The following is a 20,129-nucleotide window of genomic DNA, read 5'->3' as shown; positions in this document are numbered from 1 at the left end:
CTCCAGGTGGTCCGCCACGGATGGTGCCTGGCACCATGCGTGGTCAGGGGGGCGGCAGGGTGCGGTCACGCTCGTCGGAACGACCTCCGTCGCCATCCTCGGTTCTGTTCGCGCCAGGCGACATCGGTGTCCGGCAGCGGTGTCAGAACGGCGATGTTGGCGTCCCGCGAGGTGGTGTAGGTCGGCGTCGGTCTGGTCCTCGACGCTGGCTATCAGTGTGGCTCAGGCGGTGATGGCCAGGGGCGGCTCCTCGGGATCGGTCGTGTCGGCGGTGGCGTAGAGCTTGGCCATGGAGGCTTCTGAGAGGTAGCGGCGTTCGGCGACGGCCCATTCGTCGTGGGTCTCGACGACCACGGCGGTGATGAGCCGGGCGACCGATGCGTCGTTGGGGAAGATCCCGACGACGTTGGTGCGACGCTTGATCTCGCCGTTGAGCCGCTCGAGCGGGTTCGTCGACCAGATCTTGCGCCAGTGCGCCTGGGGGAAGGCGGTGAAGGCCAACAGGTCCTCGGCGGCGTCGCCGAGGAGGGCCGCAACGTCGGGGAACTGGGCGGCAAGCATGGCCTGGACTTCGTCGAGCTGGGCGCGGACGTGGGCGGCGTCGGGTTGGGCGAACACGGTCCGGATGGCGGCGGCGACCATCTCGACCGACGCCTTCGGCACGCGAGCGAGGACGTTGCGCATGAAGTGGACCCGGCAGCGCTGCCACGCCGAGCCCACGAAGGTCGACTCGATCGCGGCCTTGAGGCCGAGGTGGTGATCGGAGATCACCAGCTGCACCCCGGCCAGGCCCCGGGCGCGGAGGCCCTTGAAGAACGCGGTCCAGAAGGCCCCGGACTCACTGTCGCCGACCTCGACGCCAAGGACCTCCCGGTCGCCGTTGGCGGTCACGCCGGTGGCGACCACCACGGCTCGGGACACGACGCGGCCGTTGATGCGACCCTTGACGTAGGTGGCATCGGCGAACACGTACGGGAACTCGACATGGCCCAGCGAGCGGGTGCGGAACGCCTCGAGGTCCCGGTCGAGCTCGGCGCAGATCCGCGACACCTCTGACTTGGAGATCCCCGAGCTGACACCGAGGGCGGCGACGAGGTCGTCGACCTTGCGCGTCGAGACGCCGTGGACCCAGGCCTCCATGACCACTGCGAACAGGGCCCGGTCGATGCGGCGGCGCCGCTCGAGCAGCGACGGGAAGAACGACCCAGTCCGCAGCTTGGGGATCTTGAGCTCGACGTCACCGGCCGGGGTCGCCAACAACCGGGGGCGGTGCCCGTTGCGCTGCGCGGTCCGGGCGTCGGTGCGTTCATGGGGCGCGGCGCCTATCACGGCGGTCGCTTCGGCCTCGATCAACTGCTGGAGGATCCACTCCAGGCTCGTGCGGATGGTGTCGGTCAGCTCCCCGGCGCGCAACGCGTCGAGCAGCTCGGACAGGTCAGACTCTGAGAGGGCCACCGGCGGTGTCTCCTTGTTCGTATCCCGGCTAGGACACGTCGAGGATCTCGCCGGTGGCCCACCCAAGTGGTGGACCCCGCCGACCTACACCACCCCAGGGGACACGATCACGGCGATGGCCGCCTCGACGGTCGTTCTGTTCGCGCCAGGCGACATCGGTGTCCGGCAGCGGTGTCAGAACGGTGCCGGCGGCCACACCACGACCGCCGAACAGACCACCGACACGCCGCCCTCTCCCTGGCCCTCACCCTCGTGGCCTGAGACCCACACGGTGCCAGGCAGGTCGTGGTCCGCCACGGATGGTGCCTGGCACCATGCGTGGTCAGGGGGGCGGCAGGGTGCGGCGGACGTACTCGTCGAAGCGGGGCAGGGCGAACTCCACCCAGCCGTACCGGGGGGCGTAGACGAGGCCCTCCTTGATCAGCCGGTCCCGGATGGCGGACAGCTCCGAGGTGGCCCGGCCCCCGGCGGCGGCGACCTCGCCCGAGCGGTGGGGGCCGGGGCCCAGCGAGGCGAGGAGGCGGACGTAGGCCACCTCCGAGTCCGGGACCCGGGCGATCCGGGCGGCGAAGAACGACGTGTCGAGGGCCAGGCGGGCGGCGGGCCCGGCCCGGTCGACGTCGGCCCGGGAGATGGGTTCGTCCCGGGCCGCGTTCCACGTGTGGTACGCCCACACCTGGACGAAGAACGGGTAGCCGTCGGACAGGTCGGCGATGGCGGAGGTGGCGTCGACGGCCCACCCGACGCCCATGTCGTCGGCCGGCTCCACCACCGCCGCCACGACCTGGTCCGGCGTCAGCGGGCCCAGCGCCTCCACGGTGAAGAGGCGCTCGGCGTAGGTGGCCGCCTTGGCCACCACGCCGACGAGGTTCGGCAGCCCGGCGAGGACGCACCAGACGGGGAGCCCGTCCTGGCCCGCGCGGTGGACGCCCGCCAGGATCCGCCGCAGGTCGCCGGGGGCGAGGCCCTGGGCCTCGTCGATGGCGAGGACGATCCCGAGGTCGTGCTCGGCGGCCGCCGCACCCAGGTCGACGACGACGTCGGCCAGCGCCTCGCGGTCGGGGCTCGGACCGGCCCGCCCCAGCTCGAACCCGGTGCCGGCGACGGTGAGGGCGACCGACTCGATCGACCGGAGGGCCCGCCCGACCCGATCGCCCGGGCCCAGGTCCTCCATGATCCGCCGGGCCTGGCGGAGCAGGGAGATCACGGTGTCGTCGCCGCCGACGGCCTCCTGGCGGATGACCCGGAAGCCCTCGCCCTCGGCGACGGCGGCGAGGGTGCGCAGCAGGACCGTCTTGCCCACGCCCCGCAGCCCCGTCAGGAGGACGTGCTGGGTGGAGCGACCGGCCCGGAGGCGGCGGAGGCTGGTGCGGGACGCGTCGATGACCGCGTCCCGGCCGACCAGGGCCGGTGGCGGCGTCCCCGCCCCCGGGGCGTACGGGTTGCTGACCGGGTCGTACGCTTCTCCGGACATGCCTGGAGTTTAACAGGACTTGTTAAACCGGGGGCAGATCCGGAGGACCGGGCCTCCGCTCGCTCGGGGACCTCAGAGCGGGTTGGTGATGGCGCCGGTCTCGGCGCCCTGCACGAGGCGGGCGTACTTGCCCAGGACCCCGGTCGGGTACCGCGACGCCGGCGGCGCCCACCCGGCCCGGCGACGATCCAGCTCGGCCTCGTCGACCTGCAGGTCGAGGCGCTTGGCCCGCACGTCGATGAGGACGGTGTCCCCGTCGGCGACGAAGGCGATGGGCCCGCCGTCGGTGGCCTCCGGGGCCACGTGCCCGATGCAGAACCCCCACGTGCCGCCGGAGAACCGACCGTCGGTGATGAGGGCGCAGTCGGAGCCGCGGCCGGCGCCCTTGAGCGCCCCGGTGATGGCCAGCATCTCCCGCATCCCGGGGCCGCCCTTGGGGCCCTCGTAGCGGATCACCAGGACCGTGCCGGGCTCGATCGACCCCGAGAGAATGGCGGCCATGGCGCCGTCCTCGCCGTCGAAGACGCGCGCCGGGCCCTCGAACCGCATCTGGTCCTCGGTCAGCCCGGCCACCTTCACCACCGACCCGGCCGGGGCCAGGGTGCCGGTGAGGACGTTGATGCCACCCTCGGCGTGGATCGGCGCGCCCATGGGGTGGACGACGACCCCGTCGGGGGCGGGCGGGTCGATGGCGGCCAGGTTCTCGGCCACGGTCCGCCCGGTGACGGTGACGACGTCGCCGTGCAGCAGGCCCTCGGCGAGCAGCATCTGCATCACGACCGGGACACCGCCCACGGCGTCGAGGTCGGCCATGTGGAACTTCCCCCCGGGCGTCATGTCGGCCAGGTGCGGGACGCGGGCGGCGATGCGGTTGAAGTCGTCGAGCTCGAGGGCCACGCCCGCCTCGTTGGCGATGGCGAGGAGGTGGAGGACGGCGTTGGTGGAGCCGCCGAGGGCCGAGGTGACGGCGATGGCGTTCTCGAAGGCCGGCTTGGTCATGATCGTCCGAGGGGTGATGCCGTGGCGCAGCATCTCGACCACGGCCTGCCCGGCCCGGTGGGCGTCGCCCTCGCGCCGGGCGTCGATGGCCGGGGGCGACGCCGAGCCCGGCAGCGACATCCCGATGGCCTCGCCGATCGAGCTCATGGTGTTGGCCGTGAACATGCCGCCGCACGCACCCTCGCCGGGGCAGGCGTTGCGCTCGATGGCCGACAGCTCGGCGTCGTCGATGGTGCCCCGAGCGTGGGCCCCGACGGCCTCGAACACGCTGGTGATGTCGAGGGCCCGGCCGGCGTGGTGCCCCGGCATGGTCGAGCCGTTGTAGACCAGCACGCTGGCCAGGTCGAGGCGGGCCGCAGCCATCAGCATCGCCGGCATCGACTTGTCGCAGCCGGCCAGCCCGACGAAGCCGTCGAGGCGCTCGGCGAAGACCACCGTCTCGACCGAGTCGCAGATGACCTCCCGGCTCACCAGCGAGCCCCGCATCCCCTCGTGGCCCATGCTGATGCCGTCGCTGACGGTGATGGTGCCGAACTCCAGCGGGAACCCGCCGGCCTCGTGCACCCCCGCCTTCACGTGCTCGGCCAGCCGCCGGAGCGAGATGTTGCACGGGGTGATCTCGTTCCACGACGAGGCCACGCCGACCTGGGGCTTGCTCCAGTCGTCGTCGCCCATCCCGACGGCCCGGAGCATGGCCCGGGCCGGGGCCTTCTGGGGACCGTCGGTGACGTCGCGGCTCCGGGGCTTGACGTCGACGGCGGTCTCGGATGCCTCTGCCATGACGGCGAACCTACCGGCCGGGGTGGCCGCGGCCGGTACGCGAACCGCCAGGCGCGGGTGGACGGCGGCGGCGCCGCCGCCGGGGCCCGACGCGCCGGCGGACGGGCCCCTGCTCCGGACCCGTCCGCGTGCGTCGTGATGGTCGATGGACCGGGCGCGGCCTCGTCGGCGGCCGCCGCCGGGCCCGCCCGCCCGGCCTCAGTCGAGGACGGGGACGGGACGGATCCAGCGCTCCAGGGTGGCGCGCAGCTGGTCCTCGCGGACCGGCTTGGTGAGGTAGTCGTCGAGGCCGGCGGCGAGCGCTTGCTCCCGGTCGCCCTCCATCGCCCGGGCGCTGAGCCCGATGATCGGCGTGTGGCGGCCGTCGCCGCGGGTGGCGTCCACGGCCCGGATGCGGGCCGTGGCCTCGAAGCCGTCCATGCCGGGCATCATGATGTCCATGAGGACGGCGTCGAAGCCGCGGGACGCACACGCCCGGACGGCGTCGGCACCGGAGTCGACGATCTCGACCGCGTAGTTGAGGCGCTTGAGGGTGCCCTTGGCGACGAGCTGGTTCAGCTTGTTGTCGTCGACGAGCAAGATGACGGGCATCAGGGGTTCCTTTCGGGGCCGGCCGGGGCCGGGGAGCAGGTGGTCATGAGGTGAGGACGGGGGACGCCGGGGCGGCCGGGGGCGGGGCGGGGTCGGGGGTGGGGGTGGGGTCGGTGACGATCGTGTCGACGATGCGCCGGAGGAGGTACGTGTTGCGGACCGGCTTGACCAGCACCGACCGGATGCCGGCGTCGTGGGCGGCGCGGCGGGAGACGTTGGGGTCCGAGCTGAGGAGGAGCATGACGGTCGACGCCGTCGGGTCCTGGGCCCGCAGGACCTCGCCCAGCTTCACCCCGTCCATGCCCTCGAGCTGGAACTCGAGGATGGCCAGGGCATAGCTGCCCCGGGTGCGGGCGTAGAGCTCCAGGGCGTCCTCGGCGGTGGCGGCCTGGTCGACGACGAAGCCCCAGGTGTGGAGGGTGTGGGCCAGGACGGTGCGGGTCACGGCGTTGCCGTCGACGACGAGGGCGCGCAGCCCGACCAGGGCGTCGAGCCCGGCCTCGACGCGGGGCTGCTCGCTCCGCGGCAGCGGCAGGGTGACGCGGAAGCAGGTTCCGACCCCCTCCTCGCTCTCGACGACCACGGTGCCGCCCTGGAGGTCGATCAGGTTCTTGACGATGGCGAGGCCGAGGCCGGTGCCGCCGTAGTTCCGGGTCGTCGTCTCGTCGGCCTGCGAGAAGGGCTCGAACAGCCGGGTGCGCGAGTCCTCGGGGATGCCGACGCCGGTGTCCACGACCTCGAAGGCGATGACGTCGGGGTCGGCCCCAGCGGGCACGGCCCGGATCACGACGTGGCCCTCGTCGGTGAACTTCACCGCGTTGGAGGCCAGGTTGAGGAGGATCTGGCGCAGGCGGAGGGGGTCGCCCTTGCGCCGGGGGTCGAGGCCGGGCTCGCAGTAGGCGATGACCTCGAGGCCCTTCCGGTGGCCGCCGTCGGCGACGATCATGGCGACCTCGCCGATCAGGTCCTCGAGGTCGAGGTCGATCTCCTCCAGGTCGAGCTTCTGGGCCTCGATCTTGGAGAAGTCGAGGAGGTCGTTGATCAGGTCGAGCAGGCCCTCGCCGGAGATGGCCACGCCGACGGCCAGCTCGCGCTGCTCCTCGTCGAGCTCGGAGTCGAGCAGCAGCCCGGTGAGCCCGATCACCGCGTTCATCGGGGTCCGGATCTCGTGGCTGACGGTGGCGAGGAAGCGGCTCTTGCTGATCGAGGCCTGGATGGCGGCGTCGTGGGCCTGGGACAGGTCCCCGCTGAGCTCGTCGCTCTCGAGGATGACGACGAGGTGGAGGGCGACGCTGAGGCCGAGCACGAGCAGGGCGATCAGCTGGCGGGTGGGGTCGACCCCGTCGGCGACGAGGAGGGTCGCCAGGATGCCGAGGGCGGCCACGCTCGGCAGCCACGTCAGGACGGGCCGGCTGCGCAGGGGGCGGGGCGTCGACGGCGGCGGGGCGGTCGAGGTCACGGCGGCGACGAGCACCACGCCGAAGCCCCCCAGGTGGCCCACGAGGCCGAGGGCGGCGCCGTGCCCGCCGACGAGGGCGTCGCCGTGGGCGGTGGCGACGTCGGCGGCGACGATCAGGCCGATGCCGCTGGCGACCGGGACCCACCAGTCCCAGCGCTCGGGGGGGACTCGGGTCGAGGCCGAGACGAGGACGGCGACGATGGCCAGCTGGACGAGCGGCTGCAGGACCAGCACCGTCCGGGCCACGGCGGTGGCCCCGTCGGCCACCTCGTAGGTCCCGGCGAAGACCGGGTCCCAGGCGACGAAGAGCGAGCAGCCGCCGACCATGAGCCCCTCGATCAGAGCGCGGAGCTGGGTGAGCCGCCGGGTCGGGCCCTGGACGAGGAGGAGGACGGCGAGGAGCAGGGCGATGGCGGCGGCCAGCACCCCCACGTCGTCGAGCGTCAACGACGGCTCGACGCGACCCCGGGCCGCCCCCTGGACGGCACCGGCCAGGCGCCCGACGCTCCACAGACCTGATCCGACGGCGAGGACGACGAGGGCGGCGCGGGTCCGGCCGACCTGGTGGCGGGCGGCGAGGGACCACGCCGTGGCGGCGAGGGCGGCCAGGACCACGAGGGCGATCTCGGCGATCGCCAGCGGCTGGCCGGCCCCCACCAGGGCACCACCCACCGCGGTCGCCAGGATCGCGGTGTACAGCAGGGCCTTGAGCGGGGTCACGCCGCCGCGCCGGGCCACCGTGGCGTCCCCGTCGGCGCTGCCGGCGCTCGGTCCCCCCAGGGTGGCCGTCGCTGTCCGCTCGAACGGGTCCCCCATGTCTCGCCTCTCTCGCACCGCCCCTCCAGGGCTCGGGCGGCCCCACGGCCACCGGGACCTGATCGGCACGACGGGGTCCGCCACAACCCTTTCCGCCCAGGATCCCACCCAGCGTGGTCGGATTGGTCCGAACGACCCACCGCGCCACCCGTCCCCCGGGAGGGCTCCACCCGACCCGGGGTCTTCGGTCCTCCGGCGGGGTTGCGGGCGGCGCCGCCGGGGAGGGCGGGCTCGGCCCCCCGCCCCCGCCGTCACCCACCCGGAGCCGCACCCGATGGACACCCACGCCCCCACCGCCGACGTCGGCCACCCGGACTGGACCGAGGCGCTCGCCCGGGCGGGCCTGGTGGCACGGGGTGTCGTCTACACCATCTTCGGCCTCATCGCCGTCCGGCTCGCCTTCCTGGGCTCGACCGACGGCGAGCAGGCCAGCACCACCGGCGCCTTCTCCGAGCTGGTCGAGAAGCCGCTGGGCTCGGTCCTCGTCGGGCTCACCGTCGCCGGTCTGCTGGCGTGGGGGCTGAGCTGCGCGGTGGCGGTCGTGAGCGGCCGCAACGGCTCCAAGCCCGGGGCGAGCGAGCCGCTCGACCGGGTCCGCGACGGGGTGCGGGGCGTCGTCGCCGTGGCCCTGGCCGCCAGCGGCCTGCGCGTGCTCACCCAGGGCGAGGGCTCCGGCGGCGGCTCGGGCCAGGAGCGGGAGCTGACGGCCCGGCTCATGGACGCCCCCGCCGGCCAGATCCTGGTCGGGGTCGTCGGCCTGGTCCTCCTCGGGCTCGGCATCTACCACGTCGTCAAGGCGATCCGCCGCGACTTCCTCGAGCGGGTCGACCTGGGCCGGCTGGGCCCGTCCGCGCCGCGGCACGGCCTCGAGCTGCTCGGGGTCGCCGGCCACGTCGGCCGGGGCCTGGTCTTCGCCGTCGTCGGAGGGTTCGTGCTCCAGGCCGCCGTCCGCCACGACCCCGAGGAGTCGAAGGGCATCGACGCCGCCCTGCGCGAGCTCGCCGGCGGTGGCCCGGGTCGGGCGCTGCTGATCGTCATCGCCCTCGGCCTGGTCGCCTTCGGGGTGTGGTGCTTCGTCGAGGCCCGGACGCGCCGCTCGGACGTCTAGCACCGCAGCCGATCTCGGCCGTCCGGCACCGGGCCCGTCTGCCACGCTGGGCGCGATGGGTCCCGCCCGGCCGACGCTCGGTCGCCGCGTCATCGTGACCGGGCTCGCCGGGTCCGGGAAGAGCACGTTCGCCCTCGCCCTCGCGGCCCGGACCGGCCTGCCGGTCGTCCACCTCGACCTCCACTTCTGGAAGCCGGGGTGGGTCGCCCCGTCGGAGGCCGAGTGGCGGGACACGCAACGGGGCGTGCTCGCGGGCGACGCGTGGATCGCCGACGGCAACTACCGCGAGACGCTCGACCTCCGGCTCGCCCGCGCCGACACCGTGGTGCTCCTCGACCTGCCGTGGTGGCGGTGCTCGGCCCGAGCACTGCGACGTGGCTTCCGGATGCCCGACGAGCTGCCCCCGGGGTGCGAGTACACGCCCTGGCTGCGGCTGCGCGACGAGTGGAGGCTCGCCCTCCGCGTCGCCCGGGAGAACCGCTCGGAACCCGACCGCGAGCGCGAGATCATCGCCCAGCACGGCTCGCACGTGGTCCTCCACGAGCTCGGGTCGGCGCGGGCGGTCAGGGAGCTCCTCGACGGCCTGGACGGCGAGCCCAGCCGCTAGCCCTCGAAGTAGCGGCGGGGGTTGTCCACCAGCATCGTGTCGATCTGGGCGTCGGTGACGCCGTGCTCGCGCAGGTAGGGCAGGACGTCGTCGTGGATGTGGAGGTAGTGCCACTCGGGCATGAACGCCTGCACGTTCGGATCGATCCAGTCGATGTAGCAGGCGGCGTCGTGGCTGAGGACCATCCGCTCGGCGAACCCCCGACGGCACAGCTCGACGACGATGTCGCAGCGCTGCTCGAACGTGGTGCCGAGGTGGATCCCGAAGCGGTCCATCCCCAGCAGGAAGCCGGCCTCGGCCAGGGCGCTCAGGTGGTCGGCGTCCTGGCTGTCGCCGCTGTGGCCCAGGACCACCTTGCTCGGGTCGACGCCCTCCTCCTCGCACACCACCCGCTGGACGACGAGCCCCGTCTGGCTGGCCGGGTGGGTGTGCACGGTGATCGGCGCCCCGGTGGCCAGCGAGGTCTGGGCCACGGCCCGCATGATCCGCTCGACGCCGGAGGTGAGGCCCTTCTCGTCGATGGCGCACTTGAGGAAGGCGGCCTTCACGCCCGTGCCGGCGATGCCGTCGGTGATGTCCCCGCTGAACATGTCGACCATGGGCTCGGGGACGTCCATGCCGAGGGCCTCGCCCAGCGCCGGGCCCCGGTGGTGGAAGTAGAACGGGACGTCGCCGTAGGTGTAGCAACCGGTGGCGACGACGATGTTGAGCTCGGGCACCTGCTCGGCGATGCGCTTGATGCGGGGGATGTAGCGGCCCAGGCCCACCACCGTCGGGTCGACGATCGTCCGCACCCCCTGGGCGGCGAGGGCCTGGAGGCGGGCCACGGCGTCGGCGACCCGCTCGTCCTCGCTCCCCCACTCGTCCGGGTAGTTCTGCTGGACGTCGGCGGTGAGCACGAAGACGTGCTCGTGCATGTAGGTCCGGCCCAGGTCGGCGGGGTCGACGGGCCCGAGGGCGGTCTCGATCTGCGTCATGGAAACGTACGTTGCCACCTCGGGCCCGGACGCGCTCGCCCGCCCGGGGAGGGGCCACCGGCAACATTCGGTTGACCGTCGCTCCACGTCATGTTTGAGTGTCGCTCAAATGAACCCGACCCGTGCGTACTCCATGACCAACCGATCGGCCCGGGCCGAGACGACCCGGCTCCGCATCATCGAGGCGGCGATGGCCCTGTTCCTCGAGCACGCCTACGGCGACGTCACCCTGACCCAGATCGCCGAGACCGCCGGGGTGTCCCACCAGACGGTCCTCAACCACTTCGAGTCCAAGGCGGGGGTCGTGGCCGGCGTCGCCGACCACATGAGCCAGCAGACGATGGCCGCCCGGGCGGCGGCCCCCGGCGACGTCGTCGGCGCCGTCCACGCCCTCGTCGGTGAGTACGAGCGCATCGGCGACGCCAACGCCCGCTGGGCCATCGAACCCCTCGACGAGCTGGCGGCGCTGATGGAGCAGGCCCGGGCCGGGCACCAGAGGTGGCTCGTCGAGGTGTTCGGCGATGCCCTGCCCGAGGGCCGCACGGCGCGCCGTCGAGCCATCAACGCCCTCCACGCGGCGACGGACGTCTACACGTGGAAGCTCCTGCGGCGGGACCTCCGCCTGAGCCGGGGCGAGGCCGAGAAGACCATGATCGCCCTCGTCGAGGGCATCCTCCCAGGAGGCACCCCGTGACCACCGCACCCACCACCCCACCCCCGGGAGCACCCGCCCCCGTGGACGACCGCCCCCGCACGTACCTCTTCGCCCTCGTCGACGGGGGTGGCACCGTCCCGCCCGAGCTCGGCGCCGTCCGCCGTCTCGTCGAGCGGGGCCACGCCGTGACCGTCCTCGGCGAGGACTCCATGCGCCGCGACGTCGAGGCCACCGGCGCCCGGTACCGACCCTGGGTCCGGGCCACCAACCGGGCCAGCCGCCACCGCGACGACGACCCCTGGCAGGACTGGGAGTGCAAGAACCCGAACCAGCTGTTCGAGCGGATCCTCGAACGCCAGCTCGTGGGGCCGGCGCCCGCCTTCGCCGCCGACACCGACGACGCCCTGGCCGAGGTCCGGCCCGACCTGGTGGTGTGCTCGATGTTCGCCTTCGGCGCCATGGTCGCGGCCGAGGCGGCCGGCGTGCCCTTCGACATCCTGATCCCCAACGCCTACGCCCTCCCCGCCCCCGGCATGCCCCCGTTCGGAGCCGGCCTCCGCCCGGCCCGGGGTCGCGTCGGCGAGCTGCGCGACCTCATCCTCCACTCGATGCTCGACCGGGCCTGGCGCAAGGGCCTGCCCGGCCTGAACGCGCTGCGCCAGGAGCGGGGCCTCGACCCCCTCGACCGGCTGTTCGCCCAAGCCGATCCGGCCCGCCGCCACCTGGTGCTGACCTCGGCCGCCTTCGACTTCCCGGCCCGGCTGCCCGATCAGGTGCGCTACGTGGGGCCCGTCCTCGACGACCCGACCTGGGCCGAGGGGGCGTGGTCCCCGCCGCCCGGCGACGACCCGCTCGTGCTGGTGGCCCTGTCCACGACCTTCCAGGACCAGGTGCCCACGTTGCAGCGCATCGTCGACGGGCTCGCCCGCATGCCCGTCCGCGTGCTCGTCACCACCGGCCCCGCCCTCGACCCCGGGACCCTCGTCGCCCCGGCGAACGTCACCGTCGTCGCCGCCGCTCCCCACTCGGTCGTGCTGGAGCACGCCGCCGCTGTCGTCACCCACGGCGGCCACGGCACCGTCGTCCGGGCCCTGGCCGCCGGCGTCCCGATGCTGGTCCTCCCCCACGGTCGCGACCAGTCCGACAACGCCGTCCGGGTCACCACCCGAGGCGCGGGCCTGAAGCTCGAGCGCAAGGCCTCACCGGCGAAGGTCGCCCGAGCCGTCCGCCGCCTCCTCGACGACCCGTCGTTCCGCATCGCCAGCGAGCGGCTGGGAGCGAGCATCCGGAGGGACGCGGCGTCGGGCGCCCTCGTCGTCGAGCTCGAGTCGGTCCCGGTCCGCCGCTGACGTCATCGGTGGGCCGCGCCCACGGAAGGTGCCTGGCACCGTCCGTGGCTCGACCCGCCGTGCGGCGCGGTGGTGAGCCCGCCGGGGGCGGGCTCACCTGGGGGTGTCGTGTGTCAGGCGGCGAGGGCCCGTCGGTCGACGGGCTGGGATCGTCGCTTCCGCCTGTCGGGGGTGGTGATGATGACGGTGGCGTCGGGTCGGAGCTCGATGGTCCAGCCCGGGCGGTGGACGACGCCGTGGTGGTACCGGCACAACAGCACCAGGTTCCGCAGGTTCGTGGGTCCTCGGTGGGCGATCCACTCAGCGACGTGGTGACCGTCGGTGCGATGGGCGGGCCGGTCGCAGCCGGGGAACCGGCACCCGCGGTCGCGGATGCACAGCGCTTGGAACAATGGGGCCGGGATCGTCCGGGTGGAGCGTCCGTAGTCGAGGACGGTGCCGTCAGCCTTGGTGATGACCCGGTGGATGTTCGCGTCGCAGGCCAGCCGGCGGGCGGCGTGGGCGGTGATGGGTGTGCCGTCGTCGAAGCACCCCTGCCCGCGTTCTGAGGTGAGCTCCTCGAGGCCGATGGTGATGTTGAGGTGCGGGCGGTGGCGTCCGCCCTTGTGGTCGGACTGGTGGTCGAGGAAGTGGGTGAAGATCTCGGCCAGGGCGTCGTGGCGCCGTTGGGCCGGGGTCCGCTCGTCGTCCTCGCCGTGGCGGCCCATGGCCAGCCGGAGGGCGGCTTGGGCGGCGTGGTACGCCTCGGGTTCGAGGTTCGCGTCCAACCGCCCCCCGGACAGGGTGGGTGAGAGGTGGGCGGAGCGGTCGGGGTCGGGCTCACCGGAGGGTTGGTCGTCGAGGGTCTCCTTGGCGTGGGCGGCCCAGGACTTCATGGCCACCACCGCCCCGGTCACGTCGAGGCCGGCGAGCATGGGGACGAGGTCGTCCTCGCCGGCTTGGAACAGCGGGGCGGTGCGGTCGTTGAGGTTGGCGACCACCGCGGCGACGTGACCCCCGGACACCTCGCCAGAGAGCCAGGCGGCGCGCAGCACCGGGAGGTGGCGGAGGCGGCGGGCGGTGGTGGCCATCCGTTGGGCGTCGCTGTTGGTCATCCGCCCTCGGACCCGCAGCCAGGCGGTCATCGAGGCGCAGCCCTCGGCGGTGTCCCACTCGTTGGTGTCATCGAAGCGGCAGATGGCCTCGACGAGCTTGGCCTCGAGGCGATCCCCCAGGAACAGCGCCTCGTCGAGGGCGTCGCCATCGACGGGGATGTCCAGGTCGATGATGGTGGTGGCGAGCGCCTCGAACATGACACCCATGATACCCGACAGACGGGAATCGAACCCCGGAAACCCAAGAAATCTAACGGTTTCTCGGCTTCTGTGTGCCACTGTGAGCCCCGCAGATCGGTTGTGGTCACCAGTGCCCGAAACGGCGATCCGGGTCGCAGAACGCCGCACAGCGCCCCACCCGAGCCGACGCCACTCCACCGCCTCGCACCCCACCGCCGTACCCAGCCATCGGTACGACCGACGGGTGGCGACAACCGCCGGATGGCCCGCGAGACGCCCAGCCCGCCGCCGGCGGCGAGGCCACGGATGGTGCCTGGCACCTTCCGTGGCCGTGGGCATGGGCGAGACACATAGCGTCAGGGGCATGGCAGGAGAGCGACTCGATGGGACGGTGGCGCTGGTGACCGGCGCCAGCAGCGGGATCGGCGAGGCCACGGCCACCGCCCTGGCCGCCGAGGGGGCGAGGGTGGTCGTCGCGGCCCGCCGGGCCGACCGGCTGGCCGCCCTCGTCGAGGCCATCGGGGCCGGCGGCGGGACCGCCGTGGCCCAGGAGCTCGACGTCACCGACCAGCCGGCCGTCGCCGCAGCCGTCGAGGCGGTGGTCGCCGAGCACGGACGCCTCGACACGGTGGTCAACAACGCCGGCGTCATGCTGAACGGGCCGGTGGAGGGCGCCCCGCTCGCGGAGTGGGAGCGGATGGTCGACCTCAACGTCAAGGGCCTGCTCTACGTCGCCCACGCCGCCCTCCCCCACCTCCTCGCCACCGCCCGGCGCGAGCCCCGGCGGGTGGCCGACCTGGTCAACGTCAGCTCCGTCGCCGGGCGGGTCGCCCGCAACGGGTCGGGGGTCTACAACCTCACCAAGCACGGGGTCGGCGCCTTCAGCGAGAGCCTCCGCCAGGAGGTGACCCAGCGCCACGTGCGGGTGTCGCTGGTCGCGCCGGGCGCGGTGGCGACCGAGCTGGTGAGCCACCAGCGCGACGAGGTCCAGGCCGCCTTCCACGAGCGGTTCGCCGGGGTGCAGCAGCTCGAGCCGGCCGACATCGCCGACGCCATCACCTTCGTCGTGACCCGCCCGCGCCACGTCGCCGTCAACGAGGTGCTGGTCCGGCCCACCGAGCAGCAGGGCTGACCGGCCGGCCGTGCCGGCGGGGCCTCAGGCGATCCCGGCCCAGCCCACGTGGTCGCGGGCCCGGCGCTCGGTCATCTGCTGGAGGGTGCGGTACTGGCGCACGACGCGGGCGTAGTCGATCCCCCGGACCGGACCGCCGCCGGCGGCCTCGATGGCGTCGGCGCTCCACACCCGGTCGTCGCCGGGCCGGACCATCAGCCCGTCGGCCAGGCAGTCGTCGTAGAGCGGGGTCCCCGGGAGCGGGTTGAAGATGTTGGGGTTGAGGATCGCCCGCCCGTCGACGTCGTGGTCGAGGATCCGCTGGACGAACCGCTCGGTCGCGGCCCGGTCCTCGTCGGTCTCGCCGGGGAGCCCGATCAGCAGGTTGACGCCGAGGCGGGCGCCGGCGTCGAGGGCGCGGCGCGCTGCGTCCCAGGCCGCCTCGGCGGTGTGGCCCTTCTTGAGCCGGCGCAGCATGCGGTCCGACCCCGACTCGAAGCCGAACCAGACGCTGACGTCCTCCAGCCGGGCCACCTCGGCGGCGATGCCGGCGCCGAACTTGTTGACGTGGGCGTTGAGCTGGAGCGACACGCCGCCCCGCGCCTCGAGGTGGCGGATCACGGCGGTCAGCGCCTCCTGGTGGAGGGTGGCGATCGAGTCGAGCAGCACCACGTAGGTCGCGTCCCACCGGTCGAGGTACGTCGCCAGCTCGGCCACCACCGACCGGGGATCGCGGCGCCCGTAGGCGTTGGGGAGGGCGTAGGTGCCGGCGTCGCGGGCCAGCTCGCAGAACTGGCAGTTCATGGGGCAGCCCCGACCGATCTGGAGCGAGACGGTCGGGATGCGGTCGGGGGCGCCGTACACGGGGGCGTAGACGTCGAAGCGGTCGATCGGGGCCAGGGCGTCGAGGTCCCCCCAGGGCCGCCCGTCGAGGCGCGGCGGGAGGTCCTCGCCCCGGGCGAGCCGGCCGCACAGGTCGAGCAGTGCGGCCTCCCCGTCGCCGGTGACGACGCAGTCGTAGGTGCCGGCGGCCACCAGGTCGTCGACGCGCACGGTGGCGTGCACCCCGCCGGCCACGGTCCGCAGCCCGGCGGCCCGGAGTCGACCGCCCAGCCGCGCCGCCTCGGCGCTGGCCGTCGACAGGAAGCTGAGCCCGACCAGGTCGGGAGCGAAGGCGGCGACCTCGCCCACGACGTCGGCGACGAGGCGGTCGTCGAACACCTCGGCGGTGACGCCCCGCCGGCGGAGCAGGGTCGCCAGCTGCTGGACCCCGAGGGGCGGGTTCATCACCGGCAACGGGTCACCGGGGAGCTCCTCGTCGCCGACGTAGAGCAGCGCCACCCGGCCGTCGGGCCAGTCGAGGGCGGCGGCGCCCCGCCCCGGCTGCAGCTCGACCCCGACGTCCACGGTCGAGATGGTACGGGGCCACCGGCGGGACCCCCGTGGCGACGACGCCTCAGTGCGTCGTCTCGTCCTCGATCCGACCGTCCTCCATGTGGACGGTGCGGTCCGCGAAGTGGGTGATGCGGTCGTCGTGGGTGACGATGATGGCGGCGGTGCCGCGGGCCTTCATCTCGTCCCGGATGAGCTCGACCACCTGCTGGCCCAGCGCCGAGTCGAGGGCCGAGGTGGGCTCGTCGAAGAGCACGAGGTCGGGCTCGTTCATCAGGGCCCGGCCGATGGCGACGCGCTGGCGCTGCCCGCCCGACAGCTGCGCCGGCAGGCTGCTCCCCCGGTCGGCCAGCCCGAGCTCGTCGAGCAGCTGGTCGGCCCGATCGCGGGCGGGCGACCCGGAGCGGGCGCCCAGCTCGTCCACGACCAGGAGGTTCTCCCGGGCGGTCAGGAACGGCACCAGGTTGACCGTCTGGAAGACGAAGCCGACGGACGTGCGCCGGAACTCGGTCAGCTGCTTGCCGGAGAAGTCGGAGATCTCCTCGCCGGCGACCACGACGGACCCGTCGGTGGGCGTCAGGAGGGCGCCGGCGATGGAGCAGAGGGTCGTCTTGCCCGACCCCGACGGCCCCACGAGGGCGATGATCTCGTCGGCGGCGACCTCGAGGTCGACGCCGTCGAGGGCGGCGACCTCCTCGCCGCCGACCTCGTAGGTCTTGCGGACGCCCCGCATCTGGAGGGCGGACTCGGTCACTGGGAACCTCCGATGGCAGCAGCGGGGTCGACGCGGAGCACGCGTCGCAGGGAGAAGGCGCAGCCGGCGGCGGCGGCGGCCACGACGATGGCGGCGCTGGACCCGAGGCGGGCCGGGCTGGCGACGAACGGGATGGACCCGGGCGGGACGAGGGCGTCGAGGGCCAGGGCGGCGACGATGCCGACGGCGGACGCCAGCAGGGCCACGACCACGGCCTGGGTGAGGACGCCGAGGAACAGCGTCCGCGACGACGCGCCGATGGCCTTCAAGATGCCGTAGAGCCCGACCCGCTCGACGGTGAGGAGGGCGAAGAACAGGGCCACGACCACGATGGCGATGAGCACCGTCACCCCGATGATCTGGTTGAACGTGCTGGTCTGCTGGGACACGCCGGGCAGGGCGTCGATGGCGGCGTCGATGCTGAGGGTGCTGGTGGCGCCGTCGGTGGCGGCGTCGACCGCGGCGGCCAGATCTCCGCCTGCGGCGCCCTCCCGCACCACGAGGGCCTGGACCACGCCGTCGCCGGTGGCCTCGGCCGGGCGGTTGGCGGCGACGACCTCGCGCCAGGTCTCGAGCGACCCCCAGAGCGTCCCCTGCCCGGAGTACCGGCTGTCCTCGAGGAACCCGACGACGGTGACCTCCGAGCGGGCCGGTCCCAGCCGGATCGTCGTGCCCTCCTCGATGTCCTCGCTGCGCAGGGCCTCGTCGGCGTAGACCTCGCCGGGCCCCGGCGGCTCGTCGGGCAGGCCGCGGGGCGCGAGCTCGTAGCCGAACAGCACGATGGGGACGAGGTCGCGCGGCCCCCGGCCGTCGAGGCGCCCGCCGAGCTGCACGCTGCCGAACCCGCCGACGGACTCGGCGCCCACGACCTCCTCCACCTGGGACCGGACGTCGGGCTCGATGCGGCTGCGGACGAGCGAGTCCTGGGAGGTGGCCGAGTAGACGATGGCGTCGGCCTGCTGGGCGCGCAGGGCGCCGGTGCTGTTGGCCACCAGCCCGTCGAGCAGCCCGCCCAGGAACATCAGGAGCATCGAGATCAGGGTCAGGATCACCGTGGCCACGGCGAAGCGACCCGGTCGGCGGCGCATCTCGCGCAGGGCGATCCTCATCGGGCCCCTCCCCCGGTGGTGGCCTCGATGGGGTCGATGGCGAGCACCCGGCGGGCGGCGACGACGGCGCTCAGGAGGCCGAGGACGAGCAGGAGCACCGACCAGAAGACGACGGCCCCCACGTCGAAGCGCAGGGCGATGGAGCCGACGCGCAGCTGGCTGAGCGGGGCGTAGAGGGCCGTGCCCAGGGCCAGGCCGCCGACGATGACGATCAGCACCTGCACGAGCAGCGAGCGGACGAGCGTGCCCGAGCGGGCGCCGATCGCCCGCAGGAGGGTCAGCGAGGCCGCCTTCTGGAAGGTGATGATGAGGAAGAACAGACCCATCACCAGGGGCACGACCAGCCCGTACAGCAGGAACAGGACCTGGAACGACTGGCGGACCTGCGACACCCCCGGTGCCTCGTCGGCCGCCTCCTGCCGGGTCAGGGCGTCGGCGTCGGCGCTGGCGTCGTTGATCCGCTCGACCAGCTCGGCCTCGGAGACGCCGTCCTCGGGGGCCACGCCGATGACGCTGGGGAGCACCTCCCGGGCATCGGGGTTGGCCGCCAGGACGACCTCCTCGTAGTCGTCCCACGCCACGAAGAGGGTGGGCGACACCTGGATCTGGGCGTCCTCGACCAACCCCACCACCGTCAGCTCGGGGGCGTCGGACCCGGCGCCGCCGCTCCCGGCGGGCACGATGCGCACCACGTCGCCGAGGGCGTAGTCCGCGGCGCTGCCCACGGCCTCCCCCGGCGCCTCCGGCCGGCGCCCCGCCGACAGGTCCTCGGGACCGCCGAGGTCGGGGTCGTCGGCCCCGATCACGGCGGCGTCGACCTCCTCGTCGCCGCCGTCGACGGTCGCGGTGAAGGTGCCCTGGCCGATCCGCCCCGACGCGCCGACGCCGTCGACCTCGGTGATCGTCCGCTCGAGGTCCGGCGGGATGACGCTGCCCTGGAGGGTCCTCTGACCGTCGACGCTGTAGACGAGGACGGGCGCCGACTGGGACCGGATCGCTCCAACGAACGAGGTCAGCAACCCGTCCTGGAGCGCCTGCTGGGTGAGGATCAAGAAGACGAGGAGCCCGACGGCGGCGACGAGGAGGCCGAAGCGGGCCTTGGCCCGACGCAGCTCTCGGAGGGCGAGGAACACGGGCCTCATCTTCACGACGCAGCGTCGGATAAACAACCTCGACGCTCGGCGCCTGTGGTTCACTCTCGCCATGCCCCGGATCCGCGCCGACACCGTGGCCGAGCACCGGACGCTCATGCAGACCCGGCTCCTCGATGCGTTCGGGGAGCTGATGGCCGAAGATGGGTACGCGGCGGTGACCCTGGCCGGGGTGGCCGAGCGGGCGGGGATGGCCCGGAACACCATCTACAACTACGTCGCCGGCAAGGAAGCGCTGCTCATGGCGTACGTGGACCGCTCGGTGGCGGACTTCGCGGCCGACCTCCGGGCCGAGCTGGCCGCCGAGCCCGACGCCGCCCACCGCCTCGCCCTCCTGGTCCGCCGCCAGATGCACCAGTTCCTCCACGAGCCGGGCGCGGGCAGCGAGAGCGGCATGCTCGACGGCGCGACCCTGCCGCCGGCGAGCCACGAGGCGCTGATGGCCCGGTTCCGGCCCCTGCACGGCCTGCTGGCCGAGGTCATCGTCGACGGCATGGCGGCGGGCGAGCTGCGCGCCGTCGACCCCGACGAGGTCGTGCCCATGGCCTTCGCGGTGATGGGGTCCGAGCGGCTGCCGATCGGCCGCGGGCACCACGACCCCGACGATGCGGCCCGGCGGGTCACGGACTTCCTGCTGCACGCCCTCGGGGCCGCCTGACCCCTCGGGCGCGGGCGGACCGTCAGGCCGTGGCGATGCCGGCCGCCCGGGCCAGGGCGAGGACCTCGGACGGGCTGGGGTTGACCCGCACCTCGCCGGCCACGTCGACGGTGGGGACCGTCTCGCTGCCCCGGGCGTGGGCCCGCACGAAGGCGGCGGCCTCCTCGTCGGCCCAGATGTCGTGCTCCTCGGTCTCCAACCCGGCGTCGGCGAGCTGGCGCCGCAGCGAGGAGCAGAACCAGCACCCTCGCCGCCAGTAGACCCGCACCCTCGGCGCGTCGGGCTCGGTCGTGGCGTCGGACATCGTCCCAGCCTGGCGGGTCGCGGGCCCACCTCCACCCCGCCGAGCGGACCGGTCCGGGCCGGGCCCCTCCAGCGGGCGCCCGCTCCTGGGCCCTAGCCTCCCGATC

The 20,129-nt window shown here is 73.7% G+C and carries 18 protein-coding genes; 6 read left to right on the top strand and 12 right to left on the bottom strand.

All coding sequences use genetic code 11. From position 1 onward, the window contains the following. Nucleotides 1–222 precede the first annotated feature (222 nt). The 5 genes from HC251_RS09950 to HC251_RS09930 all read right to left on the bottom strand — a co-directional run bounded on the left by HC251_RS09950 (nucleotide 223) and on the right by HC251_RS09930 (nucleotide 7,574). Nucleotides 223–1,455 (bottom strand): IS256 family transposase, encoded by a 1,233-nt coding sequence (locus HC251_RS09950; protein ID WP_219942972.1) that lies wholly within the window; start codon nucleotides 1,453–1,455, stop codon nucleotides 223–225. 322 nt (nucleotides 1,456–1,777) lie between these two features. After that, the gene (locus tag HC251_RS09945; RefSeq protein WP_219945137.1) at nucleotides 1,778–2,929 is read right to left on the bottom strand and encodes an ATP-binding protein; all 1,152 of its coding nucleotides are present in this window, start codon (nucleotides 2,927–2,929) and stop codon (nucleotides 1,778–1,780) included. A 72-nt stretch (nucleotides 2,930–3,001) separates the two neighbouring features. After that, entirely contained in the window at nucleotides 3,002–4,708 is a 1,707-nt protein-coding gene (gene ilvD / locus HC251_RS09940; protein WP_219945136.1) for a dihydroxy-acid dehydratase, read from the bottom strand. Nucleotides 4,709–4,906: 198 nt separating this feature from the next. Continuing rightward, nucleotides 4,907–5,299, bottom strand: coding sequence for a response regulator (locus tag HC251_RS09935; protein WP_219945135.1), 393 nt, complete (start codon nucleotides 5,297–5,299; stop codon nucleotides 4,907–4,909). A gap of 43 nt (nucleotides 5,300–5,342) precedes the next feature. Further along, nucleotides 5,343–7,574, bottom strand: a complete 2,232-nt coding sequence (locus HC251_RS09930) for an ATP-binding protein (RefSeq protein ID WP_219945134.1) — start codon at nucleotides 7,572–7,574, stop codon at nucleotides 5,343–5,345. Nucleotides 7,575–7,848: 274 nt separating this feature from the next. On the opposite strand from HC251_RS09930, the gene HC251_RS09925 reads away from it, so the two are divergent. Both HC251_RS09925 and HC251_RS09920 read left to right on the top strand, forming a co-directional pair. Then, nucleotides 7,849–8,682 carry a DUF1206 domain-containing protein gene (locus HC251_RS09925; protein ID WP_219945133.1) on the top strand — a complete coding sequence of 278 codons (834 nt, stop codon included), beginning with the start codon at nucleotides 7,849–7,851 and terminating at the stop codon, nucleotides 8,680–8,682. 55 nt (nucleotides 8,683–8,737) lie between these two features. Then, a complete protein-coding gene (locus HC251_RS09920; protein WP_219945132.1) occupies nucleotides 8,738–9,289 on the top strand; it encodes a hypothetical protein in 552 nt (183 codons plus the stop codon). Here HC251_RS09920 and HC251_RS09915 read toward each other — a convergent pair. After that, nucleotides 9,286–10,266 (bottom strand): phosphotriesterase, encoded by a 981-nt coding sequence (locus tag HC251_RS09915; RefSeq protein ID WP_219945131.1) that lies wholly within the window; start codon nucleotides 10,264–10,266, stop codon nucleotides 9,286–9,288. The two genes, HC251_RS09920 and HC251_RS09915, sit on opposite strands and share 4 nt — an antisense overlap. 109 nt (nucleotides 10,267–10,375) lie before the next feature. Between HC251_RS09915 and HC251_RS09910 the strand changes: the two genes are divergently transcribed. Together HC251_RS09910 and HC251_RS09905 are read left to right on the top strand one after the other, a co-directional pair. Further along, nucleotides 10,376–10,960, top strand: coding sequence for a TetR/AcrR family transcriptional regulator (locus tag HC251_RS09910; protein ID WP_219945130.1), 585 nt, complete (start codon nucleotides 10,376–10,378; stop codon nucleotides 10,958–10,960). After that, the gene (locus tag HC251_RS09905) at nucleotides 10,957–12,270 is read left to right on the top strand and encodes a glycosyltransferase (RefSeq protein WP_219945129.1); all 1,314 of its coding nucleotides are present in this window, start codon (nucleotides 10,957–10,959) and stop codon (nucleotides 12,268–12,270) included. Before HC251_RS09910 ends, HC251_RS09905 begins: the two co-directional genes overlap by 4 nt. A gap of 113 nt (nucleotides 12,271–12,383) precedes the next feature. Here HC251_RS09905 and HC251_RS09900 read toward each other — a convergent pair whose 3' ends face one another. Beyond that, complete coding sequence (locus tag HC251_RS09900; protein ID WP_219945128.1) at nucleotides 12,384–13,562, bottom strand: HNH endonuclease signature motif containing protein; 1,179 nt, start codon at nucleotides 13,560–13,562, stop codon at nucleotides 12,384–12,386. Between the two features lie 346 nt (nucleotides 13,563–13,908). Between HC251_RS09900 and HC251_RS09895 the strand changes: the two genes are divergently transcribed. Beyond that, nucleotides 13,909–14,676, top strand: coding sequence for an SDR family NAD(P)-dependent oxidoreductase (locus tag HC251_RS09895; RefSeq protein WP_219945127.1), 768 nt, complete (start codon nucleotides 13,909–13,911; stop codon nucleotides 14,674–14,676). A gap of 24 nt (nucleotides 14,677–14,700) precedes the next feature. Here HC251_RS09895 and HC251_RS09890 read toward each other — a convergent pair whose 3' ends face one another. The 4 genes from HC251_RS09890 to HC251_RS09875 are packed head-to-tail and all read right to left on the bottom strand — an operon-like array spanning nucleotide 14,701 to nucleotide 19,052. After that, nucleotides 14,701–16,062 carry a B12-binding domain-containing radical SAM protein gene (locus tag HC251_RS09890; RefSeq protein ID WP_219945126.1) on the bottom strand — a complete coding sequence of 454 codons (1,362 nt, stop codon included), beginning with the start codon at nucleotides 16,060–16,062 and terminating at the stop codon, nucleotides 14,701–14,703. 49 nt (nucleotides 16,063–16,111) lie between these two features. Beyond that, nucleotides 16,112–16,801, bottom strand: a complete 690-nt coding sequence (locus HC251_RS09885; protein ID WP_255566664.1) for an ABC transporter ATP-binding protein — start codon at nucleotides 16,799–16,801, stop codon at nucleotides 16,112–16,114. Next, nucleotides 16,798–17,910 carry an ABC transporter permease gene (locus HC251_RS09880; protein ID WP_219945125.1) on the bottom strand — a complete coding sequence of 371 codons (1,113 nt, stop codon included), beginning with the start codon at nucleotides 17,908–17,910 and terminating at the stop codon, nucleotides 16,798–16,800. Before HC251_RS09880 ends, HC251_RS09885 begins: the two co-directional genes overlap by 4 nt. Next, on the bottom strand, nucleotides 17,907–19,052 hold the full coding sequence (locus tag HC251_RS09875) for an FtsX-like permease family protein (RefSeq protein WP_370651293.1): 1,146 nt from the start codon (nucleotides 19,050–19,052) through the stop codon (nucleotides 17,907–17,909). The genes HC251_RS09880 and HC251_RS09875 overlap by 4 nt, the downstream gene beginning before the upstream one ends. 61 nt (nucleotides 19,053–19,113) lie before the next feature. On the opposite strand from HC251_RS09875, the gene HC251_RS09870 reads away from it, so the two are divergent. After that, complete coding sequence (locus tag HC251_RS09870; protein WP_219945123.1) at nucleotides 19,114–19,719, top strand: TetR/AcrR family transcriptional regulator; 606 nt, start codon at nucleotides 19,114–19,116, stop codon at nucleotides 19,717–19,719. Nucleotides 19,720–19,741: 22 nt separating this feature from the next. On the opposite strand, the gene HC251_RS09865 is transcribed toward HC251_RS09870, so the two are convergent. Next, nucleotides 19,742–20,023, bottom strand: a complete 282-nt coding sequence (locus HC251_RS09865; protein ID WP_219945122.1) for a glutaredoxin domain-containing protein — start codon at nucleotides 20,021–20,023, stop codon at nucleotides 19,742–19,744. Nucleotides 20,024–20,129 lie beyond the last annotated feature (106 nt).

This window comes from Iamia sp. SCSIO 61187, from assembly GCF_019443745.1.
In the GTDB taxonomy this organism is placed as follows: Bacteria; Actinomycetota; Acidimicrobiia; order Acidimicrobiales; family Iamiaceae; genus Iamia.
The sequence above is the reverse complement of the archived record's forward strand: the minus strand, read 5'-3'. Positions and strand labels throughout refer to the sequence as shown.

Coding starts and splice junctions, on each gene's coding strand:
- HC251_RS09900 (WP_219945128.1), bottom strand. CDS start 13,562: ATGTTCGAGGCGCTCGCCACCACCATCATCGACCTGGACATCCCCGTC.
- HC251_RS09870 (WP_219945123.1), top strand. CDS start 19,114: ATGCCCCGGATCCGCGCCGACACCGTGGCCGAGCACCGGACGCTCATG.
- HC251_RS09880 (WP_219945125.1), bottom strand. CDS start 17,910: ATGAGGATCGCCCTGCGCGAGATGCGCCGCCGACCGGGTCGCTTCGCC.
- HC251_RS09875 (WP_370651293.1), bottom strand. CDS start 19,052: ATGAGGCCCGTGTTCCTCGCCCTCCGAGAGCTGCGTCGGGCCAAGGCC.
- HC251_RS09895 (WP_219945127.1), top strand. CDS start 13,909: ATGGCAGGAGAGCGACTCGATGGGACGGTGGCGCTGGTGACCGGCGCC.
- HC251_RS09865 (WP_219945122.1), bottom strand. CDS start 20,023: ATGTCCGACGCCACGACCGAGCCCGACGCGCCGAGGGTGCGGGTCTAC.
- HC251_RS09910 (WP_219945130.1), top strand. CDS start 10,376: ATGAACCCGACCCGTGCGTACTCCATGACCAACCGATCGGCCCGGGCC.
- HC251_RS09925 (WP_219945133.1), top strand. CDS start 7,849: ATGGACACCCACGCCCCCACCGCCGACGTCGGCCACCCGGACTGGACC.
- HC251_RS09945 (WP_219945137.1), bottom strand. CDS start 2,929: ATGTCCGGAGAAGCGTACGACCCGGTCAGCAACCCGTACGCCCCGGGG.
- ilvD (WP_219945136.1), bottom strand. CDS start 4,708: ATGGCAGAGGCATCCGAGACCGCCGTCGACGTCAAGCCCCGGAGCCGC.
- HC251_RS09935 (WP_219945135.1), bottom strand. CDS start 5,299: ATGCCCGTCATCTTGCTCGTCGACGACAACAAGCTGAACCAGCTCGTC.
- HC251_RS09915 (WP_219945131.1), bottom strand. CDS start 10,266: ATGACGCAGATCGAGACCGCCCTCGGGCCCGTCGACCCCGCCGACCTG.
- HC251_RS09920 (WP_219945132.1), top strand. CDS start 8,738: ATGGGTCCCGCCCGGCCGACGCTCGGTCGCCGCGTCATCGTGACCGGG.
- HC251_RS09930 (WP_219945134.1), bottom strand. CDS start 7,574: ATGGGGGACCCGTTCGAGCGGACAGCGACGGCCACCCTGGGGGGACCG.